The sequence below is a fragment of the Paracoccus sp. IB05 genome, assembly GCF_016405985.1.
Classification (GTDB): domain Bacteria; phylum Pseudomonadota; class Alphaproteobacteria; order Rhodobacterales; family Rhodobacteraceae; genus Pseudogemmobacter.
On the sequence record NZ_JAEFCF010000016.1, the window covers coordinates 40,072 to 53,389 of the forward strand.

Below are 13,318 nucleotides of genomic sequence, written 5' to 3' on the forward strand. Positions count from 1 at the left end.
TGATCTGAAGACCGGCGCGCGGGGCGACCGGCGCGCCGCTTCGCCGTGCCATAGCTGTCAGAAGAAAGCCCTCCCCATGGATCGTTGCCACTGCAGTTTCAGCGCATGATGGCAGCGGGGCGCGATGCCCCGGCCGCCGCAACCGCCGGCGCGATTGCCTGGCTGCTGGCAAGCTGGCTGTTCGGACATACCCATCCGGTCTTTGCCATGGTGACCGCAATCGTCTGCCTCGCGCCGGGCCTGCCCAATCACGGGCGGCAGGCGACCGGCATCATTCTGGGGGTGACCATCGGCATTCTCGTCGGCGAGGCGGCGCTGCAATTGCCTGTCTCCGGGATCGGGGGGCCGACCATGTCACTGTTGCGCATGATCGTGGCGATCCTGCTTTCGATGATGGTCGGCGCGTCCTTCGGCCTGCCGGCGGTGGTGCCGATCCAGGCCGGGGTTTCGGCGGTGCTGGTGCTGGCAATGGGGGCGGACAGTGCAGGCTGGCACGCCCGGATGACCGGCACCGCCCCGCCTGACCCAGGCGTCGCCAGGACAGGGAACTCCGACAGCGCCTGGTCCGCCGTCCTTGTGCAAATGCGCGCATTGGGCGCCATCCTTGGTGCGGGGGCCCGGCTTGACCAGGAGCGGCGCGAGGCATATCAGTTACCTGACTAACAAGTTAGCATGGTAAGCAAATGGAACCCCGGCCGCCGACCCTCGACCTCCTGCTCTATGTGATGCGCGAGCTGCGCCGCAATTACGACGCGCGCGCCGAAGAGCTGGGGCTGACGCTGGCCAGGACCCGGGTTCTGACCTCACTTTCCAATATGGAAGGCGCCACCCAGGCCGAACTGGCCCAGGATCTGGGCATTGAGGCGCCCACGCTGAAACGTCAGATCGACGGGCTGGAAAAGCTTGGTTTCATCGAGCGGCGCGGCATGGATGGCGATGCCCGCAAACGGGCGCTTTTCCTGACCGACAAGGCCCGTTCTGCCGGGATCTCGCGTTTCGTGCGCGCAGTGCGGGCCGAACTGTTCGAGGGCATCACGCCCGAAGATCTGGCCGCCACAGACCGCGCATTGCAACGTATGGCGGTCAATACCGCCAGGATCGGTGAGAAGTGACCTCCGCCCCTCAGCCCGGATCGGCCCAGCCCGGCCCGCCAGCCGCTCTTGCCGGGATGAGCCTCGCCCGGGCATTGCCGTTCTTTTGCGCCTCGGTGCTGATCGGTCTGGCACAGGGCCTCGGCCAGGGCTTTGTCAGCGCCAATATTCCGCAGATTGCCGGCGATCTGGGTGTCAGCACCACCGATGCCAGCTGGCTGATGGCGGCCTATATGATCCCGCGCGCGACGCTGCCCCTGATGCTGATCAAGGTGCGCACCCAGTTTGGTCTGCGCCGCTTTGCCGAGGTCAGTATCGTGGTCTTTGCGGTGGTGGCTTTCGCAGCGCTCTGGATCTCGGATCTGCGCTCGGCGGTGGTGGTGCAGTTCCTGTCCGGCTGCGCCGCGGCGCCGCTTTCGACGCTTGCGTTCCTTTATATGCTGGAGCCGCTGAGCCCGCCCGATAAGATGAAATACGGGCTTCCGGCGGTGATGGCGGTGATCCTGATCGGGCCCAATCTGGCACGCGTCATCTCGCCCTCGCTGATCGGTGATGGCGGTCTGGCGGGCGTGCATTTCGCGGCGCTTGGCCTTGCGCTGATGTCGCTTGCGGTGGTCTGGGTGCTGCCGCTGAAACCACAGCCGCGCGAGAAGGTGATCGAGGCCGGGGATTTCCTCAGCTTCGCGCTGATTTCCTTCGGCTTTTCCGCTATTGTCATCAGTTTTGTGATGGGGCCGATCCATTGGTGGTTCGACGCGCCCTGGATCGGCTGGCTGCTGGCGGGGGCGGTGATCTCGCTGACACTCGCGGTGATCATCGAACTGGGGCGCCGCGCGCCGCTGGTCGATTTCCGCTGGCTCGCGACCCCGGCCATGCTGCATCTGACGCTGACGCTTTTGCTGTTCCGGCTGGTTTTGTCGGAACAAAGCACCGGTGCGCCCCGGATGTTCCAGGTTCTGGGCGTGGCACCCTCGCAGATGGAGAGCCTGTTTCTGGTGATCTGCTTCGCCGCGATGATGGGCGGCCTCGCCTGTGTCGCCTGGATGAAACAGACGCGCGAGCCGGCGTTTCATGCGGCGGCGCTGGTGCTGATAGCGGCGGCGACTTTCCTCGATTCACAGGCAACGGTCCTGACCCGGCCCGAACAATTCCTGATCAGCCAGGCCCTGATCGGCTTTGCCTCGATGCTGTTCATGCCGCCCGCGATGGTGATGGGGCTGATGGCCGCGCTGAAAAAAGGGCCGAATTATCTTCTGTCCTTCATCATCGTCTTCATCGCAACCCAGAGCCTTGGCGGCGTGATCGGATCGGGGATCTTCACCACCTTCACCACCCACCGCCAGACCTTCCACCTCGCCACCCTGACCGAACAGCTCTCTGCCAGTGACCCGCTGATGCAAAGCGTGATGGCGCAGGGCACCGCGCTTTTTGCCACGCAAAGCCCGGATCTCGCGGCGGACCGGCTGCAGACCCTGTCGCAGCTGATGACCGAGGCCGGGCGCCAGGCCTGGGTCATGGCCTATAATGACGCCTATTTCCTGACCTTCCTCATCGCGCTGACCGCGCTTGCGGCGCTGATCCTGCATGTGCTGCGCGACTGGATCTGGGCCAGGATGAACGCCGCTTTCGTTGCAAAATCCGAACCCTCCTCTTCCCCTTCAGAACAGAGCTGACGCCATGAGCCGTTCCTTCCTTGTGCCCACCATTATTGCCGGGGTGATTGGCCTCGCGGGGCTGTTGCTGGTGCTTTTCGCCTGGCATCTGCCGCCTTTCGCGCCCTCGGCCCCCACCACCGAAAACGCCTATCTGCGCGGTCGGGTCACCACGATCTCACCGCAGCTTTCCGGCTATATCGCGAAAGTGGAGGTGCAGGATTTCCAGGAAGTGCATGAGGGCGATGTGATCGCGGTGCTTGACGACCGCATCTACCGCCAGAAACTCGCCCAGGCCGAAGCCGGGCTGGCCGGCGCCAAAGCTGCGATGGAGGTCGCGGTGCAGAATGTGCGCTCAGCCGAAGCGGTGCTGAAATCGGATGCGGCGGCGCTGGCCTCGGCCGATCTCGCGGTCCAGACGGCGCGCTCGGATAACAGCCGCACCACATCGCTGCGCGAGCGCGGCGTGGCGACCGAAGCCGCGCTGGAACAGACCGGACTTGCGCTGCAAAAGGCGCTGACCGCCCAGACCCAGGCTCAGGCCACGATGGATGTGCAGCGCGAACAGCTTGCCAATGCGAAGGTTCAGATCGCAAGCGCCCAGGCCCAGATCGACAATGCCAATGCCGCCGTGGAATTGACCCGGATCGACCTCGGGAACACCGTGATCCGCGCGCCGGCTGCGGGAAAGCTGGGTCAGATCGCGGTCCGGGTCGGGCAATATGTCTCGCCCGGCACCGCGCTGGTCTCGCATGTCGGCCAGGATCTCTGGCTGATCGCGAATTTCAATGAGAGCAGCCTGAACAGCCTCGCCGTCGGCCAGAAGGTGCGCTTCAGCGTCGATGCGCTGCATGGCCAGGTCTTTACCGGCGTGATCGAGAGTTTCTCGCCCGCCACCGCCTCGGAATTCAGCCTGATCGCCGGCACCAATGCCACCGGCAATTTCACCAAGATCGCGCAGCGTGTGCCGGTCCGGATCAGGATTGACCCCGGCCAGGCCCAGGCCGGACTGCTGGCACCGGGCTTTTCGGTGGTCGCCTCGGTGCAGCCGGACTGACGCGGGGCGCGGCCGGACCTGGCCGAAGATCTCACCCAGGACACCTTTCTGCGGGCGCTGATCTCTGACGCGCCAAAGGCCCATCCAGGGGCCGGGCTCTGGCGCATTGCGCTGAACCTTTTCACCGATCACCGCCACCGCGAGCGGCTGGTGGACTGGGTGCATATCCGCGACGAGGCCGTCGCCCGGACCGCAGCACAGCTGCCCGAGGCGGTGGATTTCATCTGGCACCGCCAGCGGCCTGTGATCACCGCGAAAGCGCTGGTGGAGTTGCCAGAGCGCAACCGCCGCGCCTTCATGCTTTTCCGGCTGGAGGGCAAAACGATCCGCGAAACTGCCGCAATCATGGAGCTTTCTCCGTCCCGCAGCTGGACCCTGATGCGCGGGGCCTATCTTCATATCCGCGCCCGGCTGGGGGAAGCGCGATGAATGCCGCGCCCTTCCCCCGCGAGCAGCTTTTCATCGAGGCGATGGATCTGCTGATCGGGATCGAACGTGATCACCATGACCCGAAGGCCCGGGCGCAGATCCGGGCATGGTGCGCGCAAAGCACCGGTCACCGCGCTGTCTGCCATGAGGTGATAGAGATCGACGGCATGGCCGGCGCGGTTTTGCAGCGCGCTCTCGCAGAGGCGCGGCTCAGTCGCCGCAACCTGCTTCTGGGCGCGCTGACGCTGCCGGATGCACGGGCCTGACTGAATGCGGATTTCGCCACCAGAATGGCCGAACTGCTGCCCGTTTCCCTGCCCGATGGCAACCGCATGACACTTGGAGCACGCAGCACCAGCGCGCTTGATTGCGACGGGAGGCGGCGGCGGGTGCGGCTTCTGGCGGGAATGGCAGTCGTCTCACTGCGCCCGCGCCTCCCGACCCATAAGGCGCCGTTGTGCATCAGCCTCGGGGGTTTGATATCGATGCGCACGACGCCGGGTTCGATATCAGCCAGGATGCGGGCGCGATCTCGCTTTCGGTCGCGCAAGGCGAGGTCCGGATCGCAGGACCGGGGCTTTCCGCGCCGGAATATGTCACCGCCGGGCAGCGTTTTGGCATCAGGGCAGGCGGCGCGACCACCCGGCTGAGCGCGATGCCCCCCGATCAGATCGGCCTCTGGCAAGAGGGGCTGATCATATCCGATGACGAGACCATCGCCGCCACTGTCACCCGCATTCCGCGCTGGCACAACGGCCGGGCCTATGCGACGGACAGCCCTTTGGCCGGAACCGCGTGAGCGGGCGATAGTGCTGGATGACCCGACCGGGGCGCTGCGCGCGGTCATCGGCCCCTGGGGGGGGGCGAGCCGCGCCAGGTCTCCGCCCTGCTGACCCTGATTTCGGCGGGCTGAAATTCTTTCGCAGATTTACAGAACAAACGCCGCCCTGTTCGTCTCACATCTCTGACGGCTGCATCCCAGAGCAAATCAAAGTCCTGCGAGCCCGGATGACCCTTTGCACGAGAGATGTCATGACAGTTTCCAACCCTTACCGAGAGCTGCCCCGACCCGCGCTGGCGACGGCCCCCCCGGCGTCACCGGGCTGATCCCCCGTCTGTCCTGGCGCAGGAGGCGGCCCAAATCAGCATTCCCGCCGGGGCGCTGGACGCGGCCCTGCGCAGCTTTGGTCGCCGGACCGGGCTGCAGATCTCGCTTCGCCCGCAAGACACTGCCGGGCGTTCGGTGGTGATCCGGGGTGCCGGGGCGGGCGGCAATGCCGGGCAGCTTCTGGGCACGATCGTCCTCGGCGGTACTGACGGGCCTGGCTGGAACGGATCGGCCGACACGGTGTTTTCTACCCCCGAAGCCGTTGCCGTCATCGGGGCCGGGACGCTGCGCGGCTATAAGCTGACCACGCCGTCTGACATTTTCAAAGGCATCACGGGTGTCATGTCCGGCGACGGGCGCAATTTCGGCTCGCTCAACGTCAATATCCACGGAATGCAGGGCCCGGGTGCCGGTGCGGGTCGATGGCGCCGGGAACGCTGCTGCCGCCTGTCGCGGCTATCAGGGCAATACCGATCGCAGTTTCGTCGATCCCGATTTCATCGGCTCGGACACCATCACCAAAGGCCCCTCGGACGTCCGCCCGGGGATCGGCGGCGCGGTCAAGGTCAGCACTGTCAACGTGAATGATATCCTGGTGCCGGACAAAAGCCCGGGCTTCCGGCTCCGGGTCTCGGCCAGCGGCAATGCCACCGATCCGGAATTCTGGCGATCCGGCGCTGACCATTGGCGCGTCCTACCTCTCGGACCGCGCCCGCACCACGGAGCGCGACGTCCTGCCCCGCGATGCCAGACGCAGCGAAATGAGCCTCTTTGCCCGTGGCGTCTGGACTGTGACCGACGAGGTCGCAGTCACTGGCGGCCTGCCCTACTCACATTTCAACCCGGAAGACTTCAACACCAATATAGTCGCCGGCGAGACCCCGGCAACCCGCAGCGGCGAGAGTGCCGACCCGTCGATCGGCATCGCCGGAGTTGTTGAGCCAATCGGCTGCGGGCCGATATGATCCTTTTCCTCTTTTCGTTCAGCCAACGGCTATGATCTCGGCTGTGCCGAGGGCGTTGTATCTGTTCATGATGGCGATGCGGATCTGGATTTCTGCGGTCTGTCGATCCGGCTCGCGTGAGGCGATGCGCTCGCCGAACGCCTTGAGGCAATTCATCCGCGCCTCGACGCGACTTCGGACATGATAGCCGGCCGAACGCTTCCAGTTGGCCCGTCCGAGGCGCCGCGTCTCATGCAGAATGTCGTTGCGGACGCGGGCGACCGGGCAATCCTCTTTCCAGGTACGACCGTTCCGCCGAATGGGTATACGCGCTTCGGCCCCGCGCTCGCCAGTCGCGCCATGGCATCGTCTGGTGTCACAGGCCCCATCCGCCGTGACCGGGCCGGTCTTTTCATCTTTGGGGAGCTGCGCCATCAGGTCTGGCAGCACCGGGCTGTCGCCCTGCCGGCTCGACGTGAATTCGACAGCACGAACATCACCGGTCTGCGCATCCATGCCAATATGGACCTTGCGCCACTGCCTGCGGCGGGACGGACCATGCTTGCGCGCCTGCCATTCACCATCGCCACGGGACCGTCGGGGCGGCGGTATGGGGTCTGCACGGCAAGCCATGCCTGGCGTCGGCAGAGCGTGGAATAATCCGGAGCCGGCCAGTCCAGCCCCGCCATCTCGATCAGGCTGGCGATCAGCCCAACCGTTTGCCGCAGCGGCAGACCGAACAGCACCTTCAACCTCAGGCCAATCGTCGGGAAAACAGTCACCTGGACTGTTTCCTGATCCTCCTCATATCCGGATCGCGCGCTCGGAGAACGTCGCCGGATGACCGCGCTTCCCGGTCTTCGCTGCATGCCAGGCCATCGTCGGGTCGAACCAGATCGAGAGCGAACCGCGGCGGCGCAGGGCGGCATTATACGCGGGCCAGTTCGTCCTGCAGTTGCGGGGAGAAGAAGGCTTCGGCATGAGACGAAGCCAACACTCAGGATTCGCGACGTGAAGCCGCCTCACTGATAAGTGCGACAACGCCCCTTTGATGTCAGCCAGACATTCCTTGACGAGCGGCTGGTGCCGGGCGGGCGGGTCACCCGGGTCGGGCCGCACCGCACGTCTCTCGCTTGACTGGCGGTTCTGAGCTTCAGGGCCCGGCAGGGATCTCGCCGGGCCTGCCCTGCCCCACCCCGATCTGCAATCCGGGCCCAGGACCCGCGCCGAACATCTGCGCGCGGCAACGCATATGGTTCGCGAATGGCCTGCTCAGTCAGTCATGGGCGCACAACTCTTTGAAAATGCGTGGAACCACATGCGGTTCCTTCAGGGCAATGCGCGCTTCACTGCCATGCGGCCCGGCCGCGGTCAGAGAGCGGCCATCGCGTTGCGAAAGGCGGCGATCACCGCCTCGTCCCGGCGATAGAACACCCATTGGCCGATCCGCTCCCGCACGATCAGCCCCGCCGCCGTCAGCACCGCAAGATGTGCCGAGACCGAAGATTGCGCGAGGCCGCAGCGCGCGAATTGCCCGGCGCAGATACCCAGATCATGGGGCAGCGCCTGGTCGGGGAAATGTTGCTCCGGCTTGCGCATCCAGGCCAGCATCTGCCGCCGCGCCGGATGCGCCAGGGCCTTCAGGATCAGATCCTCATCCATGTCCGCACCTCTGCCGGGTCTCTCTCAGGAGATCAATTCTGTCTTATATCGTAAAAATCCGATATATCATTTTACAAATCCCGATATAAACTCTGCCCGTCTTCAGCAGGAATGTCATTATGAGCCGTGACCGTCAGCTTCACCTCGGCGCCTTCATGCGGCCGGTCTCTCTGCATACCGGCGCATGGCGCTATCCCGGCGCCTGGCCGGATGCGAATTTCAACCTGCGCCATCTGACCTATATGGCGCAAAGGCTCGAGGCGGCGAAGTTTGACGCCTTTTTCATGGCCGACCACCTTGCGGTGCTGAATATGCCGGTCGAGGCGCTCAGGCGCAGCCATACCGTCACCTCTTTCGAGCCCTTTACGCTGCTGTCCGCGCTGGCGGCGGTGACGGAACGGATCGGGCTGATCGCAACGGCCTCGACCAGCTATGACGCGCCCTATCACGTCGCGCGGCGCTTTGCCTCGCTGGATCATATTTCCGGCGGGCGGGCGGGGTGGAATATCGTCACCACCTCGAACCCTGATGCGGCGCTGAATTTCGGGCGCGAAGACCAGCCCGACCATGCCGACCGCTATGCACGGGCGCGGGAATTCTATGATGTGGTGACCGGGCTCTGGGACACATTTGCCGATGATGCCTTCACGCGCGACGTACAAAGTGGCCAGTATTTCGATCCGGCCCGGATGCATGTGCTGGGCCACAGGGGGCCAGAGCTTTCCGTGCGCGGGCCGCTGAACATTGCGCGCCCGCCGCAGGGCTGGCCGGTGATCGTGCAGGCCGGCGCATCGGAACCGGGACGCCAGCTTGCGGCGGAAACTGCCGAGGCGGTGTTTGCGGCGCCGCAAAGCCTTGCCGATGGCCGCGCCTTTTATGCCGATGTGAAAACGCGGGCGGTGGCTGCGGGCCGGGCGCGCGAAGATATCGTGATCCTGCCCGGCGCTTTCGTGATCGTGGGCGAGACCATCGCCGAGGCAAAGGCGAAACGCGCCACGCTTGACAGTCTGGTCTGTTATGAAAGCGCCATCGCGTCCCTGTCGATCGCGCTCGGGTTTGATGCCTCGGGCTTTGACCCGGATGCGCCTTTGCCCGATGCTCTGCCCGAGACCAACCAGTCGAAATCCAGCCGCGACCGGGTGATCGCAACGGCCCGCAGCGAGGGGCTGACCGTCCGTCAGCTGGCGCAGCGACAGGGCGGCTATTCCGGCCTTTCCTTCATCGGCGCGCCCGCAAGCATCGCCGATGAGATGGAGGAATGGCTCGATCAGGGCGGCTCTGACGGGTTCAACATCATGTTCCCCTTCCTGCCCGCGGGGCTGACCGATTTCACCGATCAGGTGGTGCCGGAGCTGCAACGCCGCGGCCTCTTTCGCCGTGACTATGAGGGGACGACGCTGCGCGACCATCTTGGGCTGAAGCGCCCGCCGAACCGGTTCTTTCCGGCCTGAGCCGGCGTTCAGCCGTTCCCGGCCAGCCCCGCCCTGAGCAGATCGCCGTGATGGGCATGTGCCACATCGGGATGCGAGCGCAGACGGCTTTTCAGATGATTCAGCCCGACATTGCGAAAGAGCGGGTTCAGCGGGTCGACCGTCAGCCCGCGCTCGCGGCTTTTCAGCGCGTCAGGAAGCGGCAGGACCGGGATTTCGGCATCGTAATGCGCGCCGAGGAAGAAGGCATAGGAAAACCGCTCCACCCCAGGCGGCGGGGCGATCACGTCATGCACATCGGCCCGCACGAAGCCATTGGTCGCCAGCTCTAAAAGCTCGCCCGAATTGATCACGAATGTGCCGGGAAGCGGCGGCACTTTGATCCAGTCTCCATCGAGCGTCTGAACCCGCAGCCCCTCGACCTCGTCTTGCAAGAGAATGGTGATGATGCCGCCATCCTTATGCGCGCCGACCCCCTGATCGGTTTCGGCCACATCGCGCCCCGGATAGCGGATCAGTTTCAGAAGCTGGGTCGGCTGCGGGTCGTAAACCGCGCGGAACGCCTCCGCCTCGAGGCCAAGCGCCAGCGCAATCGCCTGCAAAAGGTCGATCCCGAGCGCCGTCACCCGCTCCTGATAATCCAGCACCACCGGTTTCAGATCGGGCAGCGCGTCGGGCCATTGGTTCGGGCCATGCAACCGGCTCCAGGGATCTGTACCTTCCGGGCGGGGCTCGCCTTCGGTGTTAAAGTCGATCTGCTCGCGCCAGTCCTGCTCGCCGCGCGTGTGTTCCAGCCCGGCGCGGTTATAGCCACGAAAATGCGGCGATTTCACCATCTCGACCGCCAGCTTATCCGCCTCGGGCAGCGCGAAAAACGCCCGTGACAGGCGTTTGAGATCCTGGATCAGCGTCTCGGGGACGTTATGGCCGGTCAGGTAGAAAAACCCGTGATCATGCAGCACCGCGCGCAGTTCCTCAACGAAAGCGGCGCGCGCGTCAGAACCGGCATGGAAACGGGAGACATCGAGAATGGGAAGGGTGCTGGACAATCTGGGCTCCTGATCCGGCGCATGGCAAGGGAAGATGCGGGGAGAGGGAGGGCCCTCCCCGCCCCGGGGTTTACGCCCGGGTTTCACGGCGGGACTTTACGCAGCCTTGCGGTCGCGATTGCCCGATGCCGCCGCAAGCGCCTGTTTCAGATCGGCGATGATATCTTCCGGATGCTCGATCCCGATCGAAAGCCGCACATAGCCCGGCGTGACGCCTGCGGCCTGTTGTTCAGCCGCGGTCAGCTGCTGATGCGTGGTCGAGGCCGGATGGATCGCAAGACTGCGCGCATCACCGATATTCGCCACATGATGGAACAGCTGCAGCGCGTCGATAAAGGCGCGGCCGGCGTCAAGGCCGCCTTCCAGCTCGAACCCGATCAGCGCGCCATAGCCGCCTTCGAGATAGGTATCGGCGCGGCGCCGGGCCTCGCCGCCCTGCAGGCCGGGATAGATCACCTGGGTGACGCCGGGCAGCGCGGCCAAGACATCCGCCACCTGACGGGCGTTTTCATTGTGCTGACGGATGCGCAAAGGCAGCGTCTCCAGCCCCTGCAACGTCAGGAAGGCGTTTTGCGGCGCGACCGAGGCGCCGATGTCCCGGAGCAGCCTGACCCGCGCGCGCAGCACATAGGCGATGGGGCCAAGGGGTTTCGCAGCCTCGGTCCAGATCGCACCGTGATAGGCGGCATCGGGCTGGGTCAAAAGCGGGAAACGGGCGGCATGGGCCTCCCAGTCGAAGGTGCCGCCATCAATGATCGCGCCGCCAATCGCGGTGCCATGGCCGCCGATATATTTCGTTGTCGAATAGACCACCACCGCCGCGCCATGTTTCAGGGGCTTTGCGGTCAAAGGCGCCGCCGTATTGTCGAGGATCAGCGGCACGCCGAGCTTGCGGCCCAGGTCGGCCACTTCCGCGATCGGGAAGACCTGGAGCTTGGGGTTCGGCAGCGTCTCGCCAAACCAGGCGCGGGTTTTGTCATCCGTCGCTTTGGCGAAATTCTGCGGATCGGCCTGATCGACGAACCGCACCTCGATGCCGAACTGCTTCAGCGTATTCGACAAAAGCGTGACCGTGCCGCCGTAAAGATCGGTCGAGGCGACGATATTGTCACCGGCCTGGGCGATATTCGTCAGCGCGAAAAAGGTCGCGGCCTGGCCCGAGGCCAGAGCCAGCGCCGCCGCGCCGCCCTCGATCTGCGCGAGCCGGGTTTCCAGCGCGTCAGTCGTCGGATTGCCGATGCGGGAATAGATGTTCCCCAGCTCTTCCAGCGCGAAGAGCCGCGCGGCATGGGCGGTATCGTCGAACTGGAAGCTGGTATTCTGGTAGATCGGCACCGCAAGCGAGCCGGTCGCCGGATCGGTGCGCCAGGTGCCGCCATGCAGGGCGAGCGTCTCGGGGTGCAGGCTGGTCGTCGCCATCAGGATCATCCTTTCCGCTGGATCAGGGAGTCGGGGGGGGTCGGGCAACGGCCCGCCGGGGGAGATGACACCAGCATCGTCAATTTATCACGATTGTTTCAATCGTCTTATCAGGGGCATTCAGGGAAGGAGATTTCCTTCGCCCCTGCTCTGGCAGGAGAGTTGATCTTTTCTGCACCAGACCACCCCAAAGCGCGCAAATCTGCCAGTGATTTCCGCGCCTGACACGGTGTGTCCTGCCCGCAGTTGCCGCGATTCGCACAGCTTCCCGGGCGGGGGACAGAAGGAATATTCTCCGCGCCACCATTGCAGCGAATGCCCCCTGCTCTCCAAGTGTTCAATTACAGAAATAACATATAAATCAGCAAGATACTTGCTATTATTCGTGCCGCGCGCTCGGATTGTGCTCATGAAATCGGCAGATACCGGAGCAATTTTCCATGAGCAATGAACGACTTTTCGGCCGCACCCTGCGCGGTCTTGCAGCAGCAGCGGCGCTGGCCGCGACTGCCCTTCCCGCCACCGCCGGCGGCACACTGGACGCGATCAAAGAGCGCGGCGTGATCAAGGTCGGTGTCGGCACCACGCCGGGTTTCTTCTCGCCCGACAGCGAGGGCAAATGGCAGGGTTTCTTCATTGATTACGGCCGGGCGCTCTCGATCGCGGTCTTCAATGAAGACGGCAAGGTGGAGTTCACCAACTCATCGCCGCAGCAGCGACTGCCTGCGCTTCAGGCCGGCGAATTTGACATCCTCCTTTCGGGCGTCACCGTCACCATCAACCGCGCCTTCAACCTCGGCTTCCATTTCGGGCCGACGGTGTTTTATGACGGCCAGGGCATCCTTGCGCGCAAGGAGCTTGGCGTAACCTCGGCGGCAGAGCTGGACGGCGCGGTGATCGGGGTGCAATCGGGCACCACGGGCGAGCTGAACATCGCCGATTTCTTCCGCAAATCCGGCCATGAATTCACGCCGGTCACCATCGAAGACACATCGGAATTCATTGCAGCCCTTGAATCGGGCCGGGTCGATGCGATCACCCAGGACAGCTCGGATCTGGTGGGCAAGCTGCAACAGCTGAAGACCCCCGATGACTATGTGCTTCTGCCCGAACGGCTGTCGAAAGAGCCGCTCGCGCCTGCGATCAAGGCCGGTGATGACCAATGGCTCGAAATCGTCAACTGGACCGTCTACGCCACCATCCAGGCCGAGGAATGGGGCATCACATCGGCCAATGTCGATGAGTTCCTGAAATCGGAAGATCCGGCGATCCAGCGTTTCCTCGGCGTTGATCCGTCTTTGGCCGAGGCCATCGGGTTCAGGCCAGACTGGGCCTATAAGATCATCAGGACCGTGGGCAATTACGGCGAGATCTACGAGCGCCATCTGACGCCGCTGGGCTGGAAGCGGGGTTATAACGACATCTGGACCAATGGCGGGCTGCTCTATTCGCCGCCCTTCCGCTGAGCAGGTCAAAG

General features: G+C 64.3%; 14 protein-coding genes and 1 pseudogene. 11 read left to right on the forward strand and 4 right to left on the reverse strand.

The window, feature by feature from the left end; translation table 11 throughout:
• The first annotated feature begins 105 nt into the window (after nt 1–105).
• From JC607_RS12085 to JC607_RS12125, 9 genes are all read left to right on the forward strand, one after another.
• Nucleotides 106–663, forward strand: coding sequence for an FUSC family protein (locus tag JC607_RS12085; RefSeq protein ID WP_198837182.1), 558 nt, complete (start codon nt 106–108; stop codon nt 661–663).
• 20 nt (nt 664–683) lie between these two features.
• Nucleotides 684–1,112, forward strand: a complete 429-nt coding sequence (locus JC607_RS12090) for a MarR family winged helix-turn-helix transcriptional regulator (protein ID WP_092903293.1) — start codon at nt 684–686, stop codon at nt 1,110–1,112.
• The gene (locus JC607_RS12095; protein ID WP_370584791.1) at nt 1,109–2,764 is read left to right on the forward strand and encodes an MFS transporter; all 1,656 of its coding nucleotides are present in this window, start codon (nt 1,109–1,111) and stop codon (nt 2,762–2,764) included. The genes JC607_RS12090 and JC607_RS12095 overlap by 4 nt, the downstream gene beginning before the upstream one ends.
• Nucleotides 2,765–2,768: 4 nt before the next feature.
• Entirely contained in the window at nt 2,769–3,800 is a 1,032-nt protein-coding gene (locus tag JC607_RS12100; protein ID WP_198837183.1) for an HlyD family secretion protein, read from the forward strand.
• Between the two features lie 150 nt (nt 3,801–3,950).
• Nucleotides 3,951–4,229 carry a sigma factor-like helix-turn-helix DNA-binding protein gene (locus JC607_RS26025; RefSeq protein WP_198837184.1) on the forward strand — a complete coding sequence of 93 codons (279 nt, stop codon included), beginning with the start codon at nt 3,951–3,953 and terminating at the stop codon, nt 4,227–4,229.
• A complete protein-coding gene (locus JC607_RS12110) occupies nt 4,226–4,495 on the forward strand; it encodes a hypothetical protein (protein WP_198837185.1) in 270 nt (89 codons plus the stop codon). The genes JC607_RS26025 and JC607_RS12110 overlap by 4 nt, the downstream gene beginning before the upstream one ends.
• Before the next feature lie 191 nt (nt 4,496–4,686).
• Complete coding sequence (locus tag JC607_RS12115; RefSeq protein ID WP_198837186.1) at nt 4,687–5,028, forward strand: hypothetical protein; 342 nt, start codon at nt 4,687–4,689, stop codon at nt 5,026–5,028.
• A gap of 447 nt (nt 5,029–5,475) precedes the next feature.
• Nucleotides 5,476–5,925, forward strand: coding sequence for a Plug domain-containing protein (locus JC607_RS12120; RefSeq protein ID WP_198837187.1), 450 nt, complete (start codon nt 5,476–5,478; stop codon nt 5,923–5,925).
• Between the two features lie 56 nt (nt 5,926–5,981).
• Nucleotides 5,982–6,302, forward strand: coding sequence for a hypothetical protein (locus tag JC607_RS12125; protein ID WP_198837188.1), 321 nt, complete (start codon nt 5,982–5,984; stop codon nt 6,300–6,302).
• 18 nt (nt 6,303–6,320) lie between these two features.
• On the opposite strand, the pseudogene JC607_RS12130 reads toward JC607_RS12125, so the two are convergent.
• Together JC607_RS12130 and JC607_RS12135 are read right to left on the reverse strand one after the other, a co-directional pair.
• A pseudogene (locus tag JC607_RS12130) lies at nt 6,321–7,262 on the reverse strand (IS5 family transposase).
• Between the two features lie 390 nt (nt 7,263–7,652).
• Nucleotides 7,653–7,943, reverse strand: a complete 291-nt coding sequence (locus JC607_RS12135) for a helix-turn-helix transcriptional regulator (RefSeq protein WP_198837189.1) — start codon at nt 7,941–7,943, stop codon at nt 7,653–7,655.
• Nucleotides 7,944–8,062: 119 nt separating this feature from the next.
• On the opposite strand from JC607_RS12135, the gene JC607_RS12140 reads away from it, so the two are divergent.
• Entirely contained in the window at nt 8,063–9,394 is a 1,332-nt protein-coding gene (locus tag JC607_RS12140) for an LLM class flavin-dependent oxidoreductase (protein ID WP_198837190.1), read from the forward strand.
• A gap of 8 nt (nt 9,395–9,402) precedes the next feature.
• On the opposite strand, the gene JC607_RS12145 is transcribed toward JC607_RS12140, so the two are convergent.
• The gene (locus JC607_RS12145; protein WP_198837191.1) at nt 9,403–10,422 is read right to left on the reverse strand and encodes an isopenicillin N synthase family oxygenase; all 1,020 of its coding nucleotides are present in this window, start codon (nt 10,420–10,422) and stop codon (nt 9,403–9,405) included.
• Between the two features lie 96 nt (nt 10,423–10,518).
• Entirely contained in the window at nt 10,519–11,841 is a 1,323-nt protein-coding gene (locus JC607_RS12150) for an O-acetylhomoserine aminocarboxypropyltransferase/cysteine synthase family protein (RefSeq protein ID WP_198837192.1), read from the reverse strand.
• A gap of 440 nt (nt 11,842–12,281) precedes the next feature.
• Here JC607_RS12150 and JC607_RS12155 point away from each other — a divergent pair, with 440 nt between their 5' ends.
• On the forward strand, nt 12,282–13,307 hold the full coding sequence (locus JC607_RS12155) for an amino acid ABC transporter substrate-binding protein (RefSeq protein ID WP_198837193.1): 1,026 nt from the start codon (nt 12,282–12,284) through the stop codon (nt 13,305–13,307).
• Nucleotides 13,308–13,318 lie beyond the last annotated feature (11 nt).